Here is a 22,944-nt window from a genome sequence, read left to right as displayed (position 1 = left end):
GAGGAAAATATGCACCAAGTAGCAGATGTAGAAGTAGCAAAAAATATTATGGATGCAAACAAAAGATTAGCAGATAAAAATTTAAAAAGTTTAGAAGAAAAAGGAATTTTCTGTGTTGATTTTGTAGGAGCAATTGGATCTGGTAAAACAACTTTAATTGAGGAAATCATTGACAATACCGATTATAATATAGGTGTTATTGCTGGTGATGTAATCTCCAAATTCGATGCTGAGCGTATTGAAGCTCACGATGTTCCTGTTGCAGGATTAAACACTGGTAAAGAGTGCCATTTAGATGCACATTTGGTCCATCACGGACTTCATGATTTGCCTTTAGATGATTTGGACATGGTAATCATCGAAAATGTAGGTAATTTGATTTGTCCTGTTGATTTTGAATTGGGTTCTCACATGAGAATAGTTGTTGTCAGTGTCACTGAAGGTGATGATACTGTGGAAAAACACCCAATTATCTTCCAAACATCAAATGTCATTGTCATCAATAAAATTGACTTGGCTGATGCTGTTGGAGCAGATGTTGACAAAATGGTGGCCGATGCTAAAAAATTAAATCCAAATGTCAAAATCATTGCATCCAATTTAAAAGAAGGCGTCGGATTGGATGAAATTATACAAATTATAAAAGATAAAAAAGAAAGTTTATAACTGTCTTTTCGGTGGTTTCATGAAAGTATGGATAGATATCTCAAATGCTCCTCATGCAAGGTTCTTTAAAGATGTAATTAAGTATCTGGAGAGTGAGGGCGAGGATGTAATTGTCACTGCAAGGCAATTCGGTGATATCCATAAATTATTGGAAATGTACGGTATTGATTTCATATCTGTCGGAAAACATGGTGTCAGTTTACACGATAAGCTAAAAGAAAGTACATCGAGAGTGGATAATCTTGTTGATATAATATCTGCTGAAAAGGTGGATGTTGCCCTTAGCAAGCATTCTATTGAGCTTCCCAGAATTTCATTTGGTTTGGGAATCCCAAGCCTATACGTTTTAGATAATGAACATGCGCTTGCAGCTAATAAATTAACACTCCCGTTATGTGATAGAATCATCTCACCTAAAATAATTGACATATGGAAGCTACTGAGATTTGGAGCCAATCCGAACACAATCATTACATATGATGGAACCTCTGAATTGATGCATTTTAAAAGCTTTGAATATAATGATAATGTTTTAAATGAATTAAATCTTGATTTAAAACATCCAAAAACAATATTGATGAGGCCTGAACCTTCACTTGCATCATACTTGGATGCCGATTGCAGAAAATCTGTTTTATCTCCAATCGTTGATGAGTTGAAGAATGTGGCCAATATTTTAATTTTGCCTAGATTTAAGGAGCAGTCTGAAATCTTTGAAGGCATTGAAAACGTTTCTATATTAAAGCCTCCAGTAGATACTTCAAGCATAATAAAAAAATGTGACTTGGTTATAGGGGCTGGCGGAACAATGAATAGGGAATCAGCATTATTGCAGACTCCAGTAATTTCATGTTATCCTGGTGAAACTTTGTCTGTAGATCAATATTACATTAACCATGGTTTAATGTTCAGGTCAATTGATTCTGAAGAGGTAATCAATAAAGCACTGGATTTTATAGTAAATCCTCATGAAAAAATTGATTTGAAAACAGATGATTTGTTCCAAATCATCATTGATAATTTATATGATTTGGCCAAAAAAGGCAAATAGTTTATATTGGTAAAAATCAAATATATTATATGATATTTTAATTTAGATTTTTTGGGCTGGTAGCTCAGATGGTAGATCGTCGCCTTGGCATGGCGGAGGCCCCGGGTTCAAATCCCGGTCAGTCCATTTATAAATTTTAGAAATAAATCAAAATTGTGATTATTATATGTTATTAATTGCTCAAAATCATTTACAATTAATAGTGGAAGTAGGACTAATATTATTTGTTACAATGGTATTTTCCCTTAACTTGATTCCATTATCTTTAAGTGTGGTAACCTTTTTATCCCTGTTTATTATTGGAGGTTTCACAATAGTTTTTGGAGCAGATATTGTTCTTCTAGTAATATCGTCAAGTCAAGCAGAATTTACGCACCCTTTTGGTCCAATTGCACTTCTAGGAGCTGTTACCGCATTAGCGTCGCTTAAGGTAATGAAGGAATCGGGTGTTGATATAAGGCCGCTTAGAAGGTTTGTCATTTTATTCATAGCGGGCATTACAGTCTTTGGTGGATTAATGCACAGGTCCTTTTTAATATTATGGATTTTAGGTTTATTCCTAGGTTACCTAATCATTTCAAAATCATTTAGGGAAAAATCCTTCTTGACCGGTAAAAGAATATTAATGTTTTTCGGAGCAGCGGCTGCGGGTTTTGTTCTTTTGGAAGGTATTTCCAGATTAACGGGAATGACAATCTTTTCCCCTATTTTAAGATTAACAAGAATCGAACAGTATTCCATGTCCAGTATCAAAACTGTATTGAATAATATCCAGCTGATTGGGCATAATGCCAATGCGTCTTATTGGGGTGCTGAAGGAACGGCATTTGCTGAAGGGTATATTACCTTACCGATGCAATTGATTTTATTCTTTGGTTTGCCTTTCCCAATGTTTTTCGGTGTTCTTGTAAACCAAAAGGATACAATAGATTACATGCTTCCAGGTATTTTTGGATATGGATTCGATTTCGGATATTTAGGTCTTATCGGATTGATGGTATTTGTTTTGGGCACAATCGTTATTGGTTTTAAAATATTGAGCATGTACCGTGAGAAAAGAGAGAAAAATAATAAAAAGTACTTGGGAAGAGAAGTTTTATTGACTGGGGCTTTGGCCGCATTTTGTTCTCAAGCGTTGATTGGTATGTTCGTATTTAACAGGACAATAAACGGTATGGCTCTTTTAACGTTCCTGTTTATAGGAGCATTGATTTTAGCTAATGGTGTAACGCTCAAATCAAGGTCTTAACAGAGGTATTTAAATGAAAGCTTTAGTTTTACTTGGATGTCCTGAAACTCCATCCCAAACTCCAATGGCTGTTTATGTATTTAATAAGTTGACAAAAATGGGTTATGATACTACAATAGCTGCAAATCCTGCCGCTTCCAAATTGGTAAGGATATCTGATCCTGAAGGCCATTATGACCTTAACCTAGTTGATTTGGAGAGAAGTTTGGGAGACATTAATGAAGGAGATTACGATTTATTAGTTGGTTTTGTTCACAAAGATGCTGCGGCATCATTTTTCGTAACATTTGAACAGATTTTGCAATGCAAGTCTCTTGCTTTGGTATTTTCAAGAGATATGGATGAAGTTGAAGAATTTATTAATATGATTGAGGAAAGTGGAAGCAATGCAAAGATCGTTGCAGTTAGAGCATTCCACAATCCATCTCCAATTAAGGTTAAATTTGACAAAGCGATTAAGGAGTTTGAATAAATGTCATTCTGTTTAGACACGTATCTTCAACAATCTGATAATTATGAGATTCATGCCTCAAAAGCAGGTTTTAAAGATTGTGCCATGATTATTAGATTCAAGGCTGATGACTTGGTATATATAAAACCTGGAGATGAGGTTTTAGGTGTTAGGGTTATTGGAATCCCTCCTATACCAATTGGTTTCGACAATGAGAAAGGAACTGTTTTTTTACCATACACAAAACCGTGTCATGGAACTTCAGTTGTGGAATTGCCAATTGATGAAGATGAAGTTGAAAAAATAAGAAAATTGGATATTGGTAATAAGAAATGAAATCAACTGTTGTAGGCAGTTTTCCCGCTGAGGAAAGCTCTCCATCTAATTTTAAGGAAAAATTATTAAATTCCGTAGGTTCTTTTGATCCATTCAAGCAAGCTATTAAAGACAGTGTCATCGCTCAGCTTGATGCAGGAGTGGACATTATTTCTGACGGTCAAGTCAGAGGTGATATGGTTTCCATTTTTACAAAATACATTCCTGGAATGAAAATTGAGGATGGAAATACTGTCATCGTATCGAAAATTAGAAATCCGACTCAGGAGATATCAATTGATGATATGAAATATGCCAAAAAAGTGATGAAGGAATACTATGGCGGCAGTATTCCGGAGGGTAAAGGAATAAAAGGAATCATCACAGGTCCAAATACTATTGTTCACTCATCAAGGATACAGTCTTTTTATAAAAACAAAGAGGATGCAATAATCGATTTAGCGCATTCTTTAAAATTTGAAGTTGATGCAATAGCAAAAAAGGTCAAACCAGTTTATATTCAGATTGATGAACCGTTTTTATCAACTGGAATGGTTGACATGAAAACTGCCCGTGAGGCTATTGACATTATCCATGAAGGTTTGGAAATACCTCTGGCAATGCATGTATGCGGAATACTTGACAATGCATTTAAGGACTTGACTAGATTTAATGTTGATATTTTGGATATGGAATTTGCAGGAAATAATGTTAATCTTGGAGTTCTAGAAAAAAATGCATCATTATTGGGCTCTAAAAAGGTAGGGTTCGGATGTGTCGATTCATCTGTTAATGAGGTGGATGATATTTCTGACATTGATGAGTTAGTGTCAAAAGCTGTTGAAATTGTTGGAAAAGACAATTTAATCATCGATCCTGATTGTGGCTTGAGAAGAGCGCCAAAGGATGTTGCCTTTAAAAAATTAAAATTGATGAATCAGATTAAGGATAAGTACAGCTAATTTTTTCACTGGTATATTATGAATTCATCAATTAATCTTTGAATAATATTTTTTTTTAACGATATTCGTGTTTGAAGTTTTTATCATATAGCTTGGATGCATTAAAATCGCCGGGGTCAAGGACATCTCCCACTACAATCATTGCAGTCTTTGTAATATTGGCATCTTTTACTTTTTGTGCAATATCCTCGAGGGTCCCTCTAATTATTTGCTGGTCACTCCAAGTTGCCTTTTTGACAACTGCCACGGGGGTGGTTTTTTCATATCCTTCAAGTAATTCGTCGACAACTTTGTCAATCATGCCTATTCCTAAAAAGATGCACATGGTTGCATGATGTTTTGAAAAACTTGCTATGCTTTCTCCGGCAGGTTTTGGAGTTCTTCCTTCAGGACGAGTAATAATAACACTTTGTGAGATTTCAGGCAAGGTTAGTTCGGCTTCAAGAACACTGGCTGTTCCGAATAGTGAACTTACTCCGGGAATAATTTCATATTCGATGTCGTGCTTTTTAAGTTCCCTTATCTGCTCACCGATTGCACCGTAAATTGAAGGGTCTCCTGTATGGACACGCGCAACCAATTTGCCTTCATTCACTGCTTCGGTTATAATTCCATCGGTTTCTTCTAGATTTAAATAAGCACTATTATGAATAACACATTCGTCTTTTGCAGGGCTTAAAACATCCTTATTGACAAGCGAACCAGCGTAAATGATCACGTCAGCTTTTTCAATTACTTTTCTCCCTTTCACTGTTATCAAATCAGGATCTCCAGGGCCTGCACCAATAAAAATTACTTTTCCTTTCATGGTTAATTGTTTATTTCAAATAATATTTAATAATTTGTATCAAAATTGATTTTTAATCAGAGAAACTTTATAAATTATTAAATTAATTAAAAAATATGGATGATAAAGGTTTTATTTCAATAGAATATTTGTTTGCACTCTTCGTAATTTTAATTATAACCATTCCATTGTTATTTTTATCACAATCGACTATTGAATCAAGTTTAAATATGGAAGATAGTGTTACTCATAGGGCTATTCTTGATGATGTTGCAAATTCCATAAGTCAGGTAAATTCAAATGGCGAAGGGTACTCGAAACATATTGAATTGCCTTCAGATGAGCGTTATTATGAAATAACTGTTGAAAAGAATAAGCTGACAATGGAATATGACGGTAAAAAGGGAGAAACATTGCTTAGCCTATCAAATGTTGATGCAAAATATAAATTGTATTCCGGAAGAAGCTATATGATTTCAAAAAATAGTGATGGGAAAATAGTGATAACATGAAAGATGAATCCGGACAGACCAGTGCCGAATATTTGTTTTTAGCAGGGGTTTTAATATTGATTCTTATGATTTCCTCTGTTTATATTGCATCAGAAAGCGAGTTGAATACGGCAATGGAAGCTGCAAGAAATGGGGTCAATGAAGGTGTTGGAAGTTCATCTTCGGGAATTTATCCAAAGGACACGTATAATGATTATTCAACTTCTGAAAGCGATTTGCTGATTCCTTATTCTGTTGAAATCGTAAACATAACCTATAGGGAACTGGGTTATGATGATGATTATGGTAAAAAGAAAATCCAGTTTAAGGTTTATGCAAATGCTTCTAAAAGCTTTTCTAAAAAGCAACTGGATTCCATTGGAGATAGAATTAATTATAATCTAAGAAAATCAATAGCCATTAGTTTCAATTCTACTTCTTCAACAAATAATTTGTTCAATCCGGTTTTTTCACCCCATTATGTTTTTACAACAGCTAATGTTAAATGGGTTTAGGTATATATTCTATATTATGTCAAGGTATGAAAAAGGAAAAGAAGTTTTAGAAGGAATTCAGGAAAGGTCAATTGAAGAGATTTTCAAGGATTTGGAAGACGTGGCTCCAGATTTGTCAAGATTTTTAGTTGAATTTCCATATTCTGAAATATACACTCGCAGTGAAGTTGACCTAAAGACACGTGAACTTTGCACTGTTGCGGCACTGACAGTATTGGGGACCGCTCCTCAACTTAAAGACCACATTGGTGCTGCTTTAAATGTTGGAAACTCACCTACTGAAATAGTTGAGATTATAATGCAGATGAGTGCTTATTGTGGTTTTCCAAAGTCAATCAATGGTGTTGTAGCTGCAAAAGAAGTATTTGAAGATAGGGATTTGCTTCCACTTGAGGGGGATTAACATTACTGTGGAAAATTTTGATTCAATAGCTTTAAAACTTCAAGAGGAATTAACTGACATTATTGAAAAGAATAAAGATGTAAATGAATATGAACTTATTGTATATAAGTATATTTTCATAAGCGAGCTTAAAATACCTCTTTTAGAGGATTTCGGCATTGAAATTAAGGAAGATTCATTTATTTTATATATTATTCCTGATGATTTGGAATTTGCTTTGTTGAGAAAGTTAGATGATGTTTTTGACAGATTTGATATTTCATTCATGCCCAATTCATATGATATTTTGAAATTGAAATTCGCACTTAAAGGTGATTAGATGTACAGTGATGAAGAAAAACAGCAATTGATGGATGATTTGGCTGAAATGGAAACATTTAAAGCTGATGTTGGTGATGAAGGTAAAATACTACAGGAAGACTTGAAGGATTATTTTGTAAATGGCAAAGGGGATAAGGAAGACCTTATTTGCAGGTTGGAATTGTATTTCTATGCTTTTAAGTTATTCTGCAGAAAAACAGTGAAGATTGATAGAAATCAGTTTATAATTTATTTAAATGATTCACTTCTTGATTGGCATTTAATAAATTTAGTAAAACAAGATTTAACAGATTTTGAATTGGAAATAGAAGCCGTTAAAGAGAATAGGGATGTATTGATTAATCTTAATTTTACACTTCATTACTAAATGTTAAAGACTTTTCTTGCATTGCTGGTGGTTATCTCATCTACAACATTAACATCCATATCTTTAAGCTTTGCTATTTGATGAACTGCATTCACTACATTGGCAGGTTCATTTCGCTCTTCTTTTGTAATGGCTAGATATGGACTATCAGTTTCTGTTAAAATATATTCGACATCAATCTTTTCAACCAGATTCTGGTGCTGTTTTGAGTAACAAAGCATTGTTGAAAAACTCATGTACGCATTGCCCTTATCCATAATTCTTTTTGCGGTTTTAAAACTGCCTCCGTAGCAATGGAAAACAAAATAAGGAATGTCATCGTAGTTTTCGATGATATTCACTGCTTTTTTCTCACAGTCCCTAACGTGCATTACAATGGGAACCTTATGCTCATTGGCTATCTCTAAAAAACTGGTGAATATCTCTTTTTGCTTTTCACGCAAGGCCTTATCGGTAACATAGTAGTAATCCATTCCAACTTCGCCAACAGCCACAATGTTGTCTAAATTTTCAATTAGATAATTATGGGCTTTGGTTAACTCTTCTGGAGTGGAATTTTGTGAGCTAACTGGATGAAAACCAAAAGTAGGATAAATGAAACCTTCATACTCTTTTGAAAGCTTTAACACTTCACGATTGCTGTCATTGCTAAAGCCAGATGCTACAATGCAATCAAGTTTGTCCTGAGCCCTTTTTATTACCTCTTCACGGTCTTTGTCGAAGTCTTCAAAATCAATGTGGCAATGAGTGTCTATCATATTTAAGCCCCAAATCGTCTATCTCTAGCTTGATATGATCTGATTGCTCTTATAAAGTCAACTTTTCTAAGCTCGGGCCATAATGTTTCACAGAAATACAACTCTGAATAAGAGGATTGCCAAAGTAGAAATCCGCTCAAACGCTCTTCACCACTAGTTCTGATAATTAAATTAGGATCGTCTAACCCTTCGGTGTAGAGATTTTTGCTGACAAGTTCTTCATCAACATCATCGACTGTAATTTTGCCTGCCTGGACATCGCTAATAATCTTTTTAAATGAATCAATAATCTCCAAACGTCCATCGTATCCAATTGCCAGGTTAAATAATCTTTTGTTATAGTGGGCAGTTGCGTCTTCTGCTTCCTTAATTGCTTCTCTCACATCCTCAGGCAATAGTTCTGTTCTTCCTACAACTTTAACCCTGACTTCATTTTTATGAATCTTTTCATGGTCAACCAATCTTTTGAAGTTTATTACAAACAGTCTCATTAATCCATCAACTTCATGTTTCGGCCTGTTGAAATTTTCTGTTGAAAAAGCGTAGGCAGTTATAATTTCGATTCCAAGTTCGATACTCCAATCTAAAACGTTTTCTAAAGTATCTACTCCAAGTTCGTGTCCTTTAAGAACATCAATGTTTCCCTGAAGTTTGGAATATCTTCTGTTTCCATCCATGATAATTGCCACATGTTTTGGCATTTTTTCTGGAACTAAATCTCTAGATATATACCATTCATAAATTCTGTAAAGTATATTTTCTGCCATTTTTAATCCCTTTAAAATTAATAGTGTTTAATAATATATAAGTTAAAGTTTTTAAAGTTTGGCTAAATTGTATGCAAATTTTAGACTTCTGAGATATCCTTCAGTGGTTTGGTCACGGCTTGTGTCAATATATATTCCTTTTATTCCAAAGGTTACCGCTCCACAGCTTGGCCAGGAATTTACTAAAATGAGAGTTCTAAAAATGATGTTTCCAATGATTCCATCTGGGGCAATGATTACATTGCAATTGTCTTTTAGGGCCTGTTCAATGAGGATATAATAATTCTTAACTTCGTATTTTGTATTTTCTTGAATTAATCGGGTTAATTTTTCACTGTCATCAATGGATTGGGAAATAATTTCGCTTCTTCCATAATCTCCCTTTCTTCCATCTGCCAGGATGGCTATTTTGGGCTTTTTAGATAATTTTTCAAGAAATTCTGCACAGTTTATTGCTGATTTTAATTTATCCTCAATTGTGTTTCCTTCATCTATGCCTACTGGTGTTAGTAAAAATTCGTAGCCATTCCCATTCACATAAGTCGCTCTGGAGATATCAGGGTAGTGTTTTTTAACTTCCTTGATTACTCCTGAGGCTGGAAGTGAACCTCTTATGACTGCATCAATATCGTCATCCAGGATTGCCTTGACTAGGTCATCATCATTGTCGATAGTTATTATGTCAATTTTGTTTTCCATTTCAAATAGTTGAATGGCTTTTAAAATATTTTTATTTTTCCCGATTCCTATTGCTATTTTTTTCATCAATTAATTATTTTTTAGTTATAATTAATTAAACTTTTCTTTACAAAAATTTTACATTGTGTTGTTAAAAATGTTTAAAAAATGTATTTTTTATACATACATTTATAATAAATATCTCTGTTAAATAGTAATATGAACAATGATGAGATTTTTGATTTGGTTGGTTATATAATGGCTTCTGAGTATAGGACCAAAATATTAAAAAGTATTGGTGAAAATATAAAAATCCCATCTGCAATTGCGGAAGAAATAGGTTTGAGAACAAATCATGTTTCTAATGTATTAAAAGATTTAAAGGATAAAAATCTTGTAGTTTGCTTAAATGAAAATGCTAGAAAAGGTAGATTATATAAAAACACGGATTTAGCATTTGAAGTTCTAAAATATTTATAATTAAAGCATATGAAGTTATGATGATTTAAAATCATCAATTGCAGAATCAACTAATTTTATAACGCTATCGCTTAAAGAAGGATAAGAGTCACTAATTTCAACAGGAATATTGTCGCAATATATAACTTCAAGGCCTGCTGCTATGGCATCTTTTGTTGCCACATCCACAGCAGCTGCTTTAAGTTCAGTTAGCATTGCATCAGCTTTAGATATGTATTTTTCCATATCTTTGCGAAGTAAAGGTCTATTCGATAGATTTGATGTGGTTCCAATGACTTCACAATTGTAATTTTCCTCCAGATATCCAACTAATTTTTCTTTGACATCCTCTGGAGCGGTTGTAGCAAATAAGACTTTTTTGTTTGAGATGTCTGAAAGTGGTTTAGGCCTAAACACTGTTGAGATGACAGTCGCTTCGGGGTTTATCTCATTGACGAATTCTTCTATTTTTTCTCTTTTCTCCAATGAGCACATAGGCTCTTCACACATTGTTAGGATGACAAGATCTCCAAGCCCTATCCTATACGGTCCGAAATATGTTGTTAAATTCTCCAAAGGCTGGTTGGCTCCAATCAATGATATTTTTTTATTAGTCTTGATTGGAGGTATTGCGGCACCGCTGCCCTCAAAAATGGCAAATTTGGAATCAACTTCATTAGCTAGACGCGCTCCTTTTTTCATATTGGTGAGAAATACTTCGCCAGCCATTCCTCCTCCACAACGCCTACAGCCGATAGTTAATATGCGGCTCATTAATGCATCTTCCCAATGGTCGCTTGCTGCATGAACTCCTTTTTCAGATTGTTCAAGTAAAAATTCTGCATTGATTTCCAGTTTTTCGCCATGAACAATTTCCGGCTCTTCAGGTCCTCCTCTACCCATGGCAATAACGCATGGTTCATACCCCTTTTTATCAATTAATCTGGAAACGAATCCTGAAACGGCAGTTTTTCCAATCCGCTTGCCTGTACCAAGAATTGTAATTGAAGGCTTTTTCATAATGTCATATTGGGAAGTAGGTTCGAATTTGAAATCAGGGCCTTCATAGCTGATTCCTTCGTTTAATACTTTGCAAGCAATTTTAAACCTTTTTGAATAATCTAGGATGGGTTCATCACTTAAATCCATCACGGTATCAACATTGAAGTCTCTAATCATTTCGGCTATAAGGTCATATGGAATTTCCTTGTCATTTGCAAATCTAACGGGAATTCCAAGTTTTTCCGAATAAGACTCTTCTGAATCGTCTCTTAGCTTTTCTGTTCCTCCTATAAAAACAGCGGCAACTATATCGATGTGTTCCAGATTGTTTAATGTATCTATTGCTTCTTGAGTGACTGGCAGGTAATGTTCGCCGTCGACTAAACAAAGCATTTTGTTAAGGGCTTTCATGATATTTAATATAGGTTTAATAATTAATAAATTAAATTATTAAATATGAATTTTTCACAAATTGATTTGGATGAAACTCATATTAGATTAACGACTGATTTGGAGAATCATAATCTGGAAAGATTTATTTTATCTGTTCGCCGAGATCTTAAAGATTATATTCTGAAAAATAATTATTTTTCACTCTCTTTAAATCCTCTTGAAATTCCCGAGGAGGAATTGCCATATATTGTTTTCAAGATGTATGAATCATCCAAAATTGCCGATGTTGGGCCGATGGCATGCGTTGCCGGAACAATTTCCGAATTATCCCTAAGATATCTGATGAATAAAAAATCTTCATATTCCGTTGTTGAAAATGGTGGGGACATTGCTATTGTCAACGATAAAAAGGTATTATGTGGAATTTATTCAAACAATGAATTTTTAGGCAATAATATTGCATTTGAAATTAAAAAAAGGAAAACCCCATTAGGAATTTGCACTTCTTCGGGGAAAATCGGTCATTCCATAAGTTTCGGTGATTCTGATAGTGTAACTGTTATCGGTAATTCGGCGGCTGTCTGTGATGGTCTTGCCACTAGAATTGCAAATGAAGTTGCTGGCGAAACAAGTGAGGATAAAGTTTCAAATGCATTGGAATGTTGTGAAAACTTTAGAGAGCATTTTTTCGGTGCTTTGATAATTAGTGGCGGGAATGTTGCAACCATTGGTAAGTTGCCAAGGATCGTTGAGGTCGATGAATTTCAAGTCAAATTATGACTGTTTTTTTTGGCATGTTTATTTGTCATTAGAATTAGTTATTCCCTTGAATTTTCTAATATTTTCATTTCATTAAAGAATAATTTAATAAATCTTAATTTGAATTGATTTGCAATTTTTGTAATGTATTTTATAATGCAAGGTTTAAATATGATTAGCATACAATATTATTGTATAGAAAAAGGAGTTAATTTTTTAACTAAATTTAAATTAGTTAATTGGGTTAGATATCTATGTACAAAGACGAAATGATACAATTACATCAATTTTTAGTATATGTTTTAAAATATTTAGCAGAAGATGACCAAATTACAAATGACTGTAGTGAATATATCACCCTAAAAATAAGCCCTCACCACATTCACAAAACAAAAGCTGAACACAAACATGCTATTTTTGTTCTATGTAAAATTATTTCACAGGTAATAGCTGATAAAGAAGACAATTCTATTCCTGAAAACGTTCGCAATTCCTTATCTGATTTAGTTACCAGATCTGAAAATGAGATTAATGCGAACTAAATTTTTTATTTTTTTTTTAACTTTTTTTAATTATGCTTGTTATATTTTTCAAAAAAGCAAAATCTTAATAATATTTATATACTATAATTTATTATTTATAAATAAAACATTAAAATTAACACGCGTGATATTTTGAAATCTTTTGAATTTTTATCCAAAAAAAGAGAAGAAAAACCTAGAAATTGTGGCATCACAATGGTTTTAGACAAAGGTTTAGGCCTTGAAACTGCTAATAGCTTAATGGATATCTCTGGAGAATATGTGGATTACTTGAAATTCGGTTGGGGAACATCCATTGTCCATGAACAGAATATAATTAAAGCAAAAGTTGAAATGTATAAAGAGCATGAAATTACTCCTTACACTGGAGGAACATTATTTGAACTGGCTTATAAAAATGACAAATTAAATGAATATTTCAAAGAAGCCCATGACCTTGGATTTCCGGCAATTGAGGTATCAGATGGGTCTGTTAATATTCCTCGCGAAGATAAATTGGATTGCATCGAAATGGCGGTGGATGAAGGTTTTGAGGTATTATCTGAAGTCGGCAAAAAAAATCCTGATTTGGATAAGGAATTATCATTGGATGACAGGATCAAATATATGGATGAAGAGCTGAAAGCAGGATCATCATTAATCATTGTGGAAGCAAGAGAAGGCGGAAAAAACATTGGAATTTTCGATAAGTCAGGAAATGCCAAAGAGGATGAAATAGACTATATTCTAGATAATGTTGATGGAAACAAAATCCTTTGGGAAGCTCCAAATAAAGACCAACAAGTATTTTTCATATTGAAATTAGGAAATGCCGTTAATTTGGGAAATATTTCAAGTGATGACATTACCTCTCTTGAAACATTAAGGAGAGGCCTTAGGGGAGATACATTAGGAAAAATTTAAGGAAGTTTTAAATTGAATAATTCACGTACAATAAGCCAAATCAATGAAAAAATTGAAAAGGGCGAAGCTAATATTTACACTGCAGAAGAGTTTAAAAAACTCATAAAAAAAGGTGAAACACCAAGTTTTGAAGAAGTGGATGTAGTTACCACTGGAACTTGTGGAGTCATGAGCGGAACTGCAGCTATTCTAAATTTCATAGTGTCCAAACCAGGGGAATTCATAAGGGCCCGTGAAGTTTATTTAAATGGGGTTCCGGCTTATGCAGGGCCTTGCCCTAATGAATGGTTAGGTTCTGTTGACGTTATTTTGCATGGAACTGCCCACTCAATTCATGATGAAAATTATGGTGGAGGATTCCTTCTTAAAGACATTCTTGAAGGTAGGGAAGTTGATGTGGTTGTTGAAAGTGTAGATGGAAAGACAATCAATAATACAATTACAATAGATGATATCACACGTGGACAGATAATAGGTGCCCGTATGGCATTTAAAAACTACACTGCATTCACAAATCCAAATTCTGATGCGGTATCATCAATATTTGCAGCAACTCCTCTGGAAGGCAATCTGTCAGGATTAACATTCTCAGGTTGCGGAGACTTGAATCCCCTTCAAAATGATATTCCTCATAATGTCATAAAAGAAGGTAAGAGAGTACTTTTGAATGGCACTGTAGGATATATTTTAGGCGATGGTACAAGATCAAGTGCTGAAAAGCCTAATTTAATGTTATCCGGTGATTTAACTAAAATGGATCCATATTATATGGGAGGATTTAAGACAGGTCAAGGCGGAGAGATATATGACACTGTAGCCATTCCGATACCGGTATTATCTGAAGAAATTTACAATAATCTATTGATAACAGATGATAAAATTGACCTGCCCGTTGCAGACATTAAAGGGCGTCACCTGCCATTGGACAATACCAATTATCAGGAAATGTGGGAAAATTATGATTTGAGACCTCAATATAATCGAGACAAATGTTCAAGCTGTGATAAATGTATAGTTGAGGAAATTTGCCCTACAAATGCATTTGAAAAAGGCAGTCTGAATATCGCTCACTGTTATGGTTGTGGAATGTGTGCTAATTTCTGCTCTCATGATGCATTTGACATGAATACTGGTGATGTGGATTTGGAAATTAACGGACAAAATGTAAATATTCCGATTATATGTAGGCAATCAGATAGGTTGAGAGGAAACAAACTGTCTTTAAAATTAAAGAAAATGATCGAGAACAGAGAATTTAAATTGTGAGGTGGTTATTTGACTAGCCAACAGAAAATTACGGATACGCCCATAAATTTTGCAGAAGACATTATTCATGATGTAAAAAATTCAAAGGATGAAGGTGTTTTAAAATGTGTGCAATGTGGAATGTGCACATCCACATGTCCTGCTGCAAGACACTCCGAATACAATCCAAGGGATATAATGGAGAGAGTTTTGGAGGGTGATATGACAATATTAGAGGATGAAATCATTTGGAATTGCTTTTACTGTTACACTTGCCATAGTGTTTGCCCCGTTGGAAACAGTGTTTGTGAAGTAAATCAGATTTTAAAGCAATTTGCAATTGAAAATGGCATTGCATGGGACAAGCTTTATGAATATTTAGGATTTGCAGATAGCTATTTTAATGCAGCGATTGGTGCGATACCGGAAATATTCTTTGCAGATATAGACCGCGATGTGCCGGGCTGGTGGGATTTCAGACAAAATCTAACAGAAATTCGAGAAGAACTTGAATTGAACCCTCCTTTAATGCCGCCTCAAGATGTTATTGATGAAGTTAGTTTAATTTTAACAATTACAGGCTTTAAAGAAAAAATTGAAAATATAAGAGAATCTCAGGAGGCTAAAGATGAAGTACATTCCTGATAGCAATATTCTTTTATTTAGAAGTTGTCTCGTCAGTGTTGAATATCCTGGTGTTGAGGCATCTACAAAATTCGTTTTCGATAAGTTGGGAATCGACTATGCAATTTCCGAAAAGCAGACTTGCTGCACTGGCCTCGGCCATTATTCGGATGTCTTCAATCAAGTTGATACATCAGCAATTGGAGCGCGCAACTTTAAAATCGCAAAGGATTTGGGAAGGCCGAATATGGTGATGATGTGCGCTACCTGCTATGCAATCAATAAAAAATCAGTGAAATTATTAAATAAGAAAGATGATTTAAGAGAGCACATCAACAAATTGTTTGATGAAAACGGTTTAAGTCATTTGAAATATAACAAAAATGACTTGGATCCAACAAAAAACATCTATCATGTAGTCGATATCTTATACAACAAAAAAGATGAAATTAAAAAGCATATCAAATATGATTTAAGTGATTATAAGATAGCTACTCATCATGGATGTCATTATTGTAAAGTACATTATGAAGACACCATTGGCGGTGTAAGGGACCCTAACGTGATGGATGAATTGATAGAAGCATGCGGATGCGAAACAATTGGATGGTATGACCACAAAAGAGCAACTTGCGGAACAGGTTTTAGACAAAGATACTCTAATCCTGATTTGTCATTTACGGCTACAGCGGATAAAATGAATGCCATTAAAGATGAAGATGTTGATATACTAGTTCATTTATGCCCTAATTGCCATATTCAATTCGATAGATATCAACACTTAATTTCTGAAAGGGAAGGAAGAAAATTCAAGGCAATTCATTTAAACATTGCCCAATTTATTGCATTGGCAATGGGAGGAGATTTGGATAAAGTCATAGGTCAAAAAGCACATACAGTACCTATAAATTCTATTATTAAAGAGTTAAGGGAGGTTGAAAAATGAGGGATGAATTAAAAATTGGCGTTTTTTTATGTGAATGCGGTGGAAACATTGCAGATGTAATTGATTTGGATAAGGTTCGTGAGAAACTTGATGTTGAGTTTATTGGACAGTTTGAGAATTTATGTTCTCTAAACGGCCGTAAAATCATTCGTGATGCAATCTTTGAACATGACCTGGACAGGGTTGTCGTTGCTGCATGCTCTCCTATAAGTCATGAAAAAACATTTCAAGATTATGTAAAACCTTTAAATCCATATTTGATGGATATGGCGAATATTAGGGAACAATGTTCATGGGTTCACTCTGATAAGGAAAAAGCAACTAATAAGGCCATAACTCTTATAAATGCATCTATTGAGAAAGTTAAGCAATCTGATGCCGTAGATCCAATTTATTGTCAAACTCCTAAAGAAGTTGCTGTTATCGGTGGTGGAATTGCAGGAATGAATGCTGCATTATCCATTGCAAAGCAAGGAACAAAAGTAACTATCATAGAGCAGTCACCATCAATTGGCGGGCACATGGCAAAAATAGGTAAGGTTTTCTCACCGGTTAAAATTGCTGAAGAATGTGGAATGTGTCTTTTAAATCCAATTTTAAATGAGCTTGTCTGGAATGAAAACATTGAAATCTTAACAAATACCAAAGTTATTGAAGCTGAAAGACGAGCTGGGACATATAACTTAATCCTAGAGAGATCTCCAAGATATGTTGATACAGAAAAATGTATCGCATGCGGTAAATGTGCGGAAGCATGTGAAGTTGAAGTTCCAAACGATTGGAATGACAACCTGTCAACAAGAAAGGCTATATATAGGCCATTTGGACAATCATATCCTGAGGCTTATGTAATTGACATGGAAAATTGTGATAAGTGCAGTAATTGTGTTAAAGCATGTACCATGAAAGCAATTAAGCTTAGAGGAAAGCCAGAAAGGATACCTCTTCAAGTAGGTTCTGTCGTCGTTGCAACAGGGCATAAATTATTTGATATGGAAAAGCGCCCGGAATATGGTTATCTTAGATATGATGACGTAATAACCCAATCCGAACTTGGCCGTATCACAGGGGTAAATGGTCCTACTAAAGGCAAACTTCTAAAGGCAAATGGCGAAGTTCCAAAGCGTGTAGTAATGATACAATGCGTTGGTTCAAGGGATGAAAAGCCGGATGGACACAAATACTGTTCAAAAATATGCTGTACAGTTGCACTTAAGAATGCAAATATCATTAAGCATAAGTATCCTGATACTGATGTTTTGATTTGTTATACTGACATTAGAACTCCAGGTATGTTTGAAAAATACTACAAGCACACTCAGGAAAATGAAGTTAGATTCTTGAGGGGACGTCCTGGAGAGGTAGTCAAAAAAGGAGACAATTTCATTGTAAGAACAGAGGATACTCTTAAAGGTGAATTTGTTGAAATAGAAGCGGACATGGTAGTGTTGTCAACTGCAATGGAACCATCAGACGGCACTCGTGAAATAGCTCAAATTTTAAATGTCGGGGTAACTGAAGACGGATTCATTAAGGAATCACATCCAAAAATAAAACCGATAGCAACCGATGTACAGGGAATATTTGTGTGTGGTACAGCGCACGATCCAAAAGACATCACTGATTCAATAATGCAGGCGACTGCAGCTGCAGCAAAAGTTGGAGAATATAACTATGGCGGAGTTGAAATCGAGCCATTCATTGCAGAAATTGATAAAGAAAAATGCACGCTTTGTGGAGAATGTATTAAACGTTGTAAATACAAGTCCATGAGTATTCAAAATGATGAAGTTTATATTGATCCGATGAGCTGTAACGGTTGTGGAAAATGTCTTGTTGGATGTAATACTGGAGCTATTCATGTAAACGGCAATATAGATGAAAAGATTTTGGCAACCATTAAAGGGGTTCTGTCTAAAAAACGAGAAGGCGAACGTATGATTCTTGTATTTTTAGATAATATTGGTTATACTGCTGCAGATAATATTGGAGTAAATAGGCTTTCATATCCGGAATCCATTCATATAATTAAAGTCATTTCCGTAAATCGTGTAAGTCCAGACCATATTCACTATGCACTTAATAACGGTGCAGATGGAGTATTTATTGGTGAATTCCCTGGAGATTTAATGTATGATGAGGTTGAAAGGAAAATCCAAAGGGTTAAAAATAGAATATCTGAGTTAAATCAAAACCCTAAAAGGTTGACATTTTCAAAAGTTTATATCCCTTACTTCTCAGGGCTTGCCCGCAAGCTAACGGAATTTGATAAAAAAATAGAAGAATTGAATGAGGCTAAATTATAACTTATCTAATTAAGTTATATCCTCTTTATTTTTTTAAAATATAATAAATAAAAGCTATCAGTTTACTTTATAGCTTTCATGAATCTTTCTTTGATTTCAATAGGTTCCAAATCAATGATAGGTGCTGTTGAATTCCCGGCTTCTGTATTGTATACAATAAATCTAGAATCTTTGCTATTGATAATTTCTTTTAGATTAATTTCTTCAAAATTATGGCTGTTTTTGAACCCAACGCTTTTTGCAATATCTTTCAAATCAATCAACTGTGAATAGGTATCCTGATTTCCAGTAGAACCATAAGCGCCATTGTCGATAACAATCCATGTTAGGTTTTGAGGATTGTTTGCAAAAATGGTTACAAGAGAACCCATGTTCATTAAAAGAGAACCGTCTCCATCAATCACGACAATATCCTTTTCAGGTTTTGCAAGTGCAAGACCAAATCCGATTGATGATGCAAGGCCCATTGACCCAATCATATAGAAGTTCTCGTCCCTGTCTTTTATGTCATACAATTCTCTTGAAGGAAACCCGATATTGCATACAACAAGTTCATCATCAATATGTTCCATTATTTCTGCGATTGCTTCTCTTCTTGCCATATTATCACCAATATTTAATTTCTAAAAGTACTGAAACAGGTTTTCCATCTTCAAGAGATAATTCCCAAGATTCCCTAATGTCCTCATAAGCTGCTTCAGGAGTTCCAGGTTTGAAGAATTTAAAGTCCATGGCTTCCAGGATTCTTGGTGTAGACTGGCCCATGGGGACTTGTCCGCAAATAGATTCTCCTTCTGTTCCTCTGTGGCTCATTATCATTAACAGTGGAAATTCATACAGCTCCATAAGGGATTTTAAAGCATTTATAGAATTTCCAAGTCCTGAATTTTGCATTAAAATGGCAGTTTTTTTGCCGCCAAGATAAGCTCCAGCACATATTCCAATTCCTTCCTCTTCACGGGTAACTGGAATGTGGATTATTTCATCATCTTCATCGATCATGTTTAACAGTTTTGATAGGTTTACGCATGGAACGCTTACAATGAAATCAATTCCAGCGTCTTTTAGGCCATTATAAATAGCTTCTGTACTGTCCATCATATCACTTCAATTTAATATATATTAGTATTATATTAAAAATATTATAAATAGCTATTTGATAATGATTTTTTAATTTAATTAATTTAGGTTATTATACATTACTGAAACTTAATAGTAACCTTTTTATTTAACTTTAAAGTAATATAAAATCATGTTTGACAAACTTCCGATTTCTTCCAAAACAGAAAAAATTTTAACAAAATCTTTGGATGAAGAAATTAATGTTGAAGAAGCAAATTATTTGATGAATATTAAGGGGCAGGAATTATATCCCTTGCTGGCAACTGCTGATTTTTTAAGACACCAAATTGTTGGAGACAATGTAACATTCATTAACAACTGCAATATTAATTTCACAAACATATGCACTGTTAGATGTGGATTCTGTGCATTCGGAAGGGATGTTGGAGACTCTGATGCTTATATTTTAAATGATGAGCAAATACTTCAAAAGGCAAGGGGGGCCGTGGCGAATGGCGCTCGTGAATTTACATTGATGGGTGGAGTACTTCCCGATGCGGACATTGATTATTATGAACATTTGCTTACATTATTGAAAGATGAATATCATGACGTTTCAATTCATGGATTTTCACCAACAATGATAAAGGATGCTTGCTCATTATCTGGAATAGACATTGCTGAAGGTTTTGAAATACTAAAAAAAGCAGGGCTTGATACATTGCCAGGAACTGCTGCAGAAATATTGACCGACAGGTCAAGAGAAATAATCTGTCCTGAAAAAGTTAGTGTAGCTGAATGGATAGATATTGTAAAAACAGCTCAGGAAGTTGGAATTCCAGGTTCTGCAACAATAATGTACGGCCATGTGGAAAATCTAGAAGAAAGGGTAGAGCATATTGACATTATCAGACAGATTCAACAGGATACTAACGGTTTTACAGAATTTATTCCAATGACTTTTATGCATGAATACTCTCCAATATTTTTGGAAGGCCAGTCAAACCTTGGAGCTACAGGAACTCAAGACTTGAAACTGTATGCTGTTTCAAGATTGATGCTTAAAGATTTAATCCCGAATATTCAAGTTTCATGGGTAAAAATGGGATTCAGATTTGCACAGGTTGTATTGACTGCTGGTGCAAATGATCTGGGAGGAACATTAGGTGGGGATGAATTGTCCGAAGCTTCCGGAGCGCCTGATGGAGTTGAAGCATCAATTGATACATTGAGTAGGATGGTTAGAGATTTGGATAGAAATCCGATAGAAAGAAATTCCAAATACACGGAATTTTATCCGATTGAAGATGCAATGGAGATGAATTCAAAATAATCTAGGTGTAAAAATGAAGAAGTTCATTGTCATTGATGGCTTAGATGGCTCTGGAAAGGATACTCAAGTTAATCTGATTGCTGAAGTGTATAAGAAGCAAGGAAGGGATGTTACTATAAGGTCCCATCCATGCTGCGACAATAAATACGGTAGAAAATCAAAGCAATCTCTTCTAAAGGAGGGAAAAATTAACCATATAAAAGCCACAATCTATTTTGGTTTAGATGCAATTAGGTCTGTTCAAATGTTCTGCTATAATAAAAATACGGATGTTGTTATTTTTTCAAGGTATATCTTAGCGGTAATGTATCTTCCAAATGGTGTAAATACTCTTGTTTATAAAATCGTTAATTTTATTTTACCTACATCCGACTGCATGTTCTTTTTGGATGTAAGTCCAGAGGAATCCCTTAGAAGGATGGATTCTCGTGGTGAGGAGACTGAAATGTTCGAAAATATGGAATCCCTTACTAAAAATCGCCAAAGGTCACAAAAATTTACCTACAACTGGAATGTAATTCCTGCTGATGATTCTGCTGAAGTCATATCCGAAAAAATAGTATCCAAATGCCTGGAGTCAGATAAGCTATTGTCTTAACTAAGCTGTTTTTCTCTCATAAACAAATTTTGGAACTGCCTTATCAAATGGGTCGAAAGTTTCTCTGTTTTTAACTTCCATGCACTTCATGCTGACTTTTGAGTGAAGGGATGAAGGAAGTCTTAAGATACGTTTCAAATCTATTGTAACTTTAGCGTCAATTGTTGCCAGATTGACTCTTGCCATTGCTTCAACAAGATTTTTATAACGTCTTGGGCCGATGTCTCTTTTGAAATATCCCCAATCGTCATTTTCTAAATGGTGTCTTGAAGCAATAATGTCCTTCATTAATTTGGGATTAATTCCGTCTAGTTTTTCATTTCCAACTAAATGCTGAATATTGAATTTAACCTTATTGGTAAATATTTTGGAATATCCAATTGGAATGGAGAAGTGTTCAAAGTTAAAGCTTTGATTTGATATTTCAGAGTTTATGAATTGAGATTTAGGAACTTCTGCACCTGCAACATACTTCAAAACCTCTGATCTAAGTTCACTGTTGGCCAACATCATTTCCTCATCTAAAATTCTAATGTGGTACCCTCTTCCAGAATATATTAAATGTATATTTTTAAGGCCCAAATCACCTTGCAGCGTGTCGATGAGATTATTGACGATTTCTAAGGCTTCACCAAGGCATGTTTCACAAACGCCATCGCATTGGCAGGACCTGATTGGAATGTCTTTTGCATCAACATCGAAAATATATTCCGCCTTAAGCCAATCTTCCCTTCTTCTAGGATTATTGTAAAATGCAACGGAGATGTATGCAGCAAAAGGGGCTTTAAATCTTAAAAATTTTCGCAAAGACTCGGTTCCTCTAAATACTTTGTATCTATCGTTAGGACCTCTGCCGTTATGGTCAAAACCGAACTCCCTTTTTTTAATATCTTTGGCTATGAAGTCTGGCAAGTCCTTAGGGTTCCATTCCTCACGATAATATTGCCTTCGCTCCTTGATGGTGGATTTAGAGAACATGATTATAAATTTA

29 protein-coding genes and 1 tRNA gene are annotated in these 22,944 nt (G+C 34.6%); 22 read left to right on the top strand and 8 right to left on the bottom strand.

The window, feature by feature from the left end; genetic code table 11:
- The first annotated feature begins 9 nt into the window (after positions 1-9).
- The 7 genes from hypB (at position 10) to IJE64_RS06285 (ending at position 4,694) form a co-directional block, all read left to right on the top strand.
- Positions 10-666, top strand: coding sequence for a hydrogenase nickel incorporation protein HypB (hypB, locus tag IJE64_RS06315; RefSeq protein WP_292783609.1), 657 nt, complete (start codon positions 10-12; stop codon positions 664-666).
- A 19-nt stretch (positions 667-685) separates the two neighbouring features.
- Positions 686-1,717 (top strand): DUF354 domain-containing protein, encoded by a 1,032-nt coding sequence (locus IJE64_RS06310; protein WP_292783606.1) that lies wholly within the window; start codon positions 686-688, stop codon positions 1,715-1,717.
- Positions 1,718-1,770: 53 nt separating this feature from the next.
- Positions 1,771-1,843 (top strand) — tRNA-Ala (locus IJE64_RS06305).
- 40 nt (positions 1,844-1,883) lie between these two features.
- Positions 1,884-2,966, top strand: coding sequence for a hypothetical protein (locus IJE64_RS06300; RefSeq protein ID WP_292783604.1), 1,083 nt, complete (start codon positions 1,884-1,886; stop codon positions 2,964-2,966).
- A gap of 13 nt (positions 2,967-2,979) precedes the next feature.
- Entirely contained in the window at positions 2,980-3,438 is a 459-nt protein-coding gene (locus IJE64_RS06295; RefSeq protein ID WP_292783601.1) for a DUF1890 domain-containing protein, read from the top strand.
- On the top strand, positions 3,439-3,753 hold the full coding sequence (locus IJE64_RS06290) for a DUF1894 domain-containing protein (protein WP_292783598.1): 315 nt from the start codon (positions 3,439-3,441) through the stop codon (positions 3,751-3,753).
- The gene (locus IJE64_RS06285) at positions 3,750-4,694 is read left to right on the top strand and encodes a methionine synthase (RefSeq protein ID WP_292783587.1); all 945 of its coding nucleotides are present in this window, start codon (positions 3,750-3,752) and stop codon (positions 4,692-4,694) included. Before IJE64_RS06290 ends, IJE64_RS06285 begins: the two co-directional genes overlap by 4 nt.
- Positions 4,695-4,749: 55 nt before the next feature.
- Here the strand turns inward: IJE64_RS06285 and cobM are convergent, their stop codons facing one another.
- Positions 4,750-5,502 carry a precorrin-4 C(11)-methyltransferase gene (gene cobM, locus IJE64_RS06280; protein WP_292783578.1) on the bottom strand — a complete coding sequence of 251 codons (753 nt, stop codon included), beginning with the start codon at positions 5,500-5,502 and terminating at the stop codon, positions 4,750-4,752.
- 95 nt (positions 5,503-5,597) lie between these two features.
- Here cobM and IJE64_RS06275 point away from each other — a divergent pair, with 95 nt between their 5' ends.
- Genes IJE64_RS06275 through IJE64_RS06255 form a run of 5 tightly spaced genes read left to right on the top strand, consistent with a single transcriptional unit; the run spans position 5,598 to position 7,578 of the window.
- Complete coding sequence (locus IJE64_RS06275) at positions 5,598-5,993, top strand: hypothetical protein (RefSeq protein ID WP_292783575.1); 396 nt, start codon at positions 5,598-5,600, stop codon at positions 5,991-5,993.
- Entirely contained in the window at positions 5,990-6,487 is a 498-nt protein-coding gene (locus IJE64_RS06270) for a Flp family type IVb pilin (protein WP_292783572.1), read from the top strand. The genes IJE64_RS06275 and IJE64_RS06270 overlap by 4 nt, the downstream gene beginning before the upstream one ends.
- A gap of 16 nt (positions 6,488-6,503) precedes the next feature.
- Complete coding sequence (locus tag IJE64_RS06265; RefSeq protein ID WP_292783570.1) at positions 6,504-6,890, top strand: carboxymuconolactone decarboxylase family protein; 387 nt, start codon at positions 6,504-6,506, stop codon at positions 6,888-6,890.
- A 7-nt stretch (positions 6,891-6,897) separates the two neighbouring features.
- Entirely contained in the window at positions 6,898-7,209 is a 312-nt protein-coding gene (locus IJE64_RS06260; RefSeq protein WP_292783564.1) for a hypothetical protein, read from the top strand.
- Positions 7,210-7,578, top strand: a complete 369-nt coding sequence (locus tag IJE64_RS06255; protein ID WP_292783561.1) for a hypothetical protein — start codon at positions 7,210-7,212, stop codon at positions 7,576-7,578.
- Here the strand turns inward: IJE64_RS06255 and IJE64_RS06250 are convergent.
- Genes IJE64_RS06250 through mtxX form a run of 3 tightly spaced genes read right to left on the bottom strand, consistent with a single transcriptional unit; the run spans position 7,575 to position 9,868 of the window.
- Positions 7,575-8,336 (bottom strand): TatD family hydrolase, encoded by a 762-nt coding sequence (locus IJE64_RS06250; protein WP_292783559.1) that lies wholly within the window; start codon positions 8,334-8,336, stop codon positions 7,575-7,577. The two genes, IJE64_RS06255 and IJE64_RS06250, sit on opposite strands and share 4 nt — an antisense overlap.
- Before the next feature lie 2 nt (positions 8,337-8,338).
- A complete protein-coding gene (uppS, locus tag IJE64_RS06245) occupies positions 8,339-9,103 on the bottom strand; it encodes a polyprenyl diphosphate synthase (protein ID WP_292783557.1) in 765 nt (254 codons plus the stop codon).
- A gap of 51 nt (positions 9,104-9,154) precedes the next feature.
- Positions 9,155-9,868 (bottom strand): methanogenesis marker protein Mmp4/MtxX, encoded by a 714-nt coding sequence (gene mtxX, locus IJE64_RS06240; protein ID WP_292784116.1) that lies wholly within the window; start codon positions 9,866-9,868, stop codon positions 9,155-9,157.
- A gap of 132 nt (positions 9,869-10,000) precedes the next feature.
- Between mtxX and IJE64_RS06235 the strand changes: the two genes are divergently transcribed.
- Positions 10,001-10,261: a transcriptional regulator gene (locus IJE64_RS06235; RefSeq protein ID WP_292783555.1), complete on the top strand. Its 261-nt coding sequence runs from the start codon at positions 10,001-10,003 to the stop codon at positions 10,259-10,261.
- A gap of 15 nt (positions 10,262-10,276) precedes the next feature.
- Here the strand turns inward: IJE64_RS06235 and IJE64_RS06230 are convergent, their stop codons facing one another.
- Complete coding sequence (locus IJE64_RS06230) at positions 10,277-11,653, bottom strand: 2,3-diphosphoglycerate synthetase (RefSeq protein ID WP_292783553.1); 1,377 nt, start codon at positions 11,651-11,653, stop codon at positions 10,277-10,279.
- 45 nt (positions 11,654-11,698) lie between these two features.
- Here IJE64_RS06230 and IJE64_RS06225 point away from each other — a divergent pair, with 45 nt between their 5' ends.
- The 7 genes from IJE64_RS06225 (at position 11,699) to hdrA (ending at position 18,960) form a co-directional block, all read left to right on the top strand.
- Positions 11,699-12,415: a UPF0280 family protein gene (locus IJE64_RS06225; RefSeq protein WP_292783550.1), complete on the top strand. Its 717-nt coding sequence runs from the start codon at positions 11,699-11,701 to the stop codon at positions 12,413-12,415.
- Positions 12,416-12,648: 233 nt separating this feature from the next.
- Positions 12,649-12,936 carry a UPF0058 family protein gene (locus IJE64_RS06220; protein WP_292783548.1) on the top strand — a complete coding sequence of 96 codons (288 nt, stop codon included), beginning with the start codon at positions 12,649-12,651 and terminating at the stop codon, positions 12,934-12,936.
- 132 nt (positions 12,937-13,068) lie between these two features.
- Entirely contained in the window at positions 13,069-13,839 is a 771-nt protein-coding gene (comA, locus tag IJE64_RS06215; protein ID WP_292783545.1) for a phosphosulfolactate synthase, read from the top strand.
- Between the two features lie 12 nt (positions 13,840-13,851).
- Positions 13,852-15,105, top strand: a complete 1,254-nt coding sequence (locus IJE64_RS06210; RefSeq protein ID WP_292783543.1) for a methanogenesis marker 16 metalloprotein — start codon at positions 13,852-13,854, stop codon at positions 15,103-15,105.
- Positions 15,106-15,114: 9 nt separating this feature from the next.
- Entirely contained in the window at positions 15,115-15,729 is a 615-nt protein-coding gene (hdrC, locus tag IJE64_RS06205; RefSeq protein WP_292783541.1) for a ferredoxin:CoB-CoM heterodisulfide reductase subunit HdrC, read from the top strand.
- Positions 15,713-16,654, top strand: a complete 942-nt coding sequence (hdrB, locus tag IJE64_RS06200; protein WP_292783538.1) for a ferredoxin:CoB-CoM heterodisulfide reductase subunit HdrB — start codon at positions 15,713-15,715, stop codon at positions 16,652-16,654. The genes hdrC and hdrB overlap by 17 nt, the downstream gene beginning before the upstream one ends.
- Entirely contained in the window at positions 16,651-18,960 is a 2,310-nt protein-coding gene (hdrA, locus tag IJE64_RS06195; protein WP_292783536.1) for a ferredoxin:CoB-CoM heterodisulfide reductase subunit HdrA, read from the top strand. The genes hdrB and hdrA overlap by 4 nt, the downstream gene beginning before the upstream one ends.
- A gap of 62 nt (positions 18,961-19,022) precedes the next feature.
- Here hdrA and comE read toward each other — a convergent pair whose 3' ends face one another.
- Together comE and comD are read right to left on the bottom strand one after the other, a co-directional pair.
- Positions 19,023-19,562: a sulfopyruvate decarboxylase subunit beta gene (comE, locus tag IJE64_RS06190; protein ID WP_292783531.1), complete on the bottom strand. Its 540-nt coding sequence runs from the start codon at positions 19,560-19,562 to the stop codon at positions 19,023-19,025.
- Between the two features lie 4 nt (positions 19,563-19,566).
- On the bottom strand, positions 19,567-20,058 hold the full coding sequence (gene comD, locus IJE64_RS06185) for a sulfopyruvate decarboxylase subunit alpha (RefSeq protein WP_292784114.1): 492 nt from the start codon (positions 20,056-20,058) through the stop codon (positions 19,567-19,569).
- A gap of 154 nt (positions 20,059-20,212) precedes the next feature.
- On the opposite strand from comD, the gene cofH reads away from it, so the two are divergent.
- Positions 20,213-21,355: a 5-amino-6-(D-ribitylamino)uracil--L-tyrosine 4-hydroxyphenyl transferase CofH gene (gene cofH, locus IJE64_RS06180; RefSeq protein WP_292783528.1), complete on the top strand. Its 1,143-nt coding sequence runs from the start codon at positions 20,213-20,215 to the stop codon at positions 21,353-21,355.
- A gap of 13 nt (positions 21,356-21,368) precedes the next feature.
- Positions 21,369-21,953 carry a thymidylate kinase gene (locus tag IJE64_RS06175; protein WP_292783525.1) on the top strand — a complete coding sequence of 195 codons (585 nt, stop codon included), beginning with the start codon at positions 21,369-21,371 and terminating at the stop codon, positions 21,951-21,953.
- On the opposite strand, the gene priS is transcribed toward IJE64_RS06175, so the two are convergent.
- Positions 21,954-22,931, bottom strand: coding sequence for a DNA primase catalytic subunit PriS (gene priS, locus IJE64_RS06170; protein WP_292783523.1), 978 nt, complete (start codon positions 22,929-22,931; stop codon positions 21,954-21,956). It lies immediately after the preceding gene.
- Positions 22,932-22,944 lie beyond the last annotated feature (13 nt).

Origin of the sequence: Methanobrevibacter sp., assembly GCF_017409525.1 — an archaeon.
Classification (GTDB): domain Archaea; phylum Methanobacteriota; class Methanobacteria; order Methanobacteriales; family Methanobacteriaceae; genus Methanocatella.
This window is presented reverse-complemented; position numbering and strand designations above follow the sequence as displayed.

What these genes read in the sequence shown, in the direction of transcription:
- uppS (WP_292783557.1), bottom strand. Translation starts at nt 9,103, where the DNA reads ATGGCAGAAAATATACTTTACAGAATTTATGAATGGTATATATCTAGA.
- cofH (WP_292783528.1), top strand. Translation starts at nt 20,213, where the DNA reads ATGTTTGACAAACTTCCGATTTCTTCCAAAACAGAAAAAATTTTAACA.
- comD (WP_292784114.1), bottom strand. Translation starts at nt 20,058, where the DNA reads ATGGACAGTACAGAAGCTATTTATAATGGCCTAAAAGACGCTGGAATT.
- IJE64_RS06290 (WP_292783598.1), top strand. Translation starts at nt 3,439, where the DNA reads ATGTCATTCTGTTTAGACACGTATCTTCAACAATCTGATAATTATGAG.
- IJE64_RS06295 (WP_292783601.1), top strand. Translation starts at nt 2,980, where the DNA reads ATGAAAGCTTTAGTTTTACTTGGATGTCCTGAAACTCCATCCCAAACT.
- IJE64_RS06255 (WP_292783561.1), top strand. Translation starts at nt 7,210, where the DNA reads ATGTACAGTGATGAAGAAAAACAGCAATTGATGGATGATTTGGCTGAA.
- IJE64_RS06285 (WP_292783587.1), top strand. Translation starts at nt 3,750, where the DNA reads ATGAAATCAACTGTTGTAGGCAGTTTTCCCGCTGAGGAAAGCTCTCCA.
- IJE64_RS06235 (WP_292783555.1), top strand. Translation starts at nt 10,001, where the DNA reads ATGAACAATGATGAGATTTTTGATTTGGTTGGTTATATAATGGCTTCT.
- comE (WP_292783531.1), bottom strand. Translation starts at nt 19,562, where the DNA reads ATGGCAAGAAGAGAAGCAATCGCAGAAATAATGGAACATATTGATGAT.
- hypB (WP_292783609.1), top strand. Translation starts at nt 10, where the DNA reads ATGCACCAAGTAGCAGATGTAGAAGTAGCAAAAAATATTATGGATGCA.
- IJE64_RS06270 (WP_292783572.1), top strand. Translation starts at nt 5,990, where the DNA reads ATGAAAGATGAATCCGGACAGACCAGTGCCGAATATTTGTTTTTAGCA.
- IJE64_RS06175 (WP_292783525.1), top strand. Translation starts at nt 21,369, where the DNA reads ATGAAGAAGTTCATTGTCATTGATGGCTTAGATGGCTCTGGAAAGGAT.
- IJE64_RS06225 (WP_292783550.1), top strand. Translation starts at nt 11,699, where the DNA reads ATGAATTTTTCACAAATTGATTTGGATGAAACTCATATTAGATTAACG.
- mtxX (WP_292784116.1), bottom strand. Translation starts at nt 9,868, where the DNA reads ATGAAAAAAATAGCAATAGGAATCGGGAAAAATAAAAATATTTTAAAA.
- hdrA (WP_292783536.1), top strand. Translation starts at nt 16,651, where the DNA reads ATGAGGGATGAATTAAAAATTGGCGTTTTTTTATGTGAATGCGGTGGA.
- IJE64_RS06265 (WP_292783570.1), top strand. Translation starts at nt 6,504, where the DNA reads ATGTCAAGGTATGAAAAAGGAAAAGAAGTTTTAGAAGGAATTCAGGAA.
- hdrB (WP_292783538.1), top strand. Translation starts at nt 15,713, where the DNA reads ATGAAGTACATTCCTGATAGCAATATTCTTTTATTTAGAAGTTGTCTC.
- IJE64_RS06250 (WP_292783559.1), bottom strand. Translation starts at nt 8,336, where the DNA reads ATGATAGACACTCATTGCCACATTGATTTTGAAGACTTCGACAAAGAC.
- IJE64_RS06310 (WP_292783606.1), top strand. Translation starts at nt 686, where the DNA reads ATGAAAGTATGGATAGATATCTCAAATGCTCCTCATGCAAGGTTCTTT.
- cobM (WP_292783578.1), bottom strand. Translation starts at nt 5,502, where the DNA reads ATGAAAGGAAAAGTAATTTTTATTGGTGCAGGCCCTGGAGATCCTGAT.
- IJE64_RS06300 (WP_292783604.1), top strand. Translation starts at nt 1,884, where the DNA reads ATGTTATTAATTGCTCAAAATCATTTACAATTAATAGTGGAAGTAGGA.
- IJE64_RS06230 (WP_292783553.1), bottom strand. Translation starts at nt 11,653, where the DNA reads ATGAAAGCCCTTAACAAAATGCTTTGTTTAGTCGACGGCGAACATTAC.
- IJE64_RS06275 (WP_292783575.1), top strand. Translation starts at nt 5,598, where the DNA reads ATGGATGATAAAGGTTTTATTTCAATAGAATATTTGTTTGCACTCTTC.
- priS (WP_292783523.1), bottom strand. Translation starts at nt 22,931, where the DNA reads ATGTTCTCTAAATCCACCATCAAGGAGCGAAGGCAATATTATCGTGAG.
- IJE64_RS06220 (WP_292783548.1), top strand. Translation starts at nt 12,649, where the DNA reads ATGTACAAAGACGAAATGATACAATTACATCAATTTTTAGTATATGTT.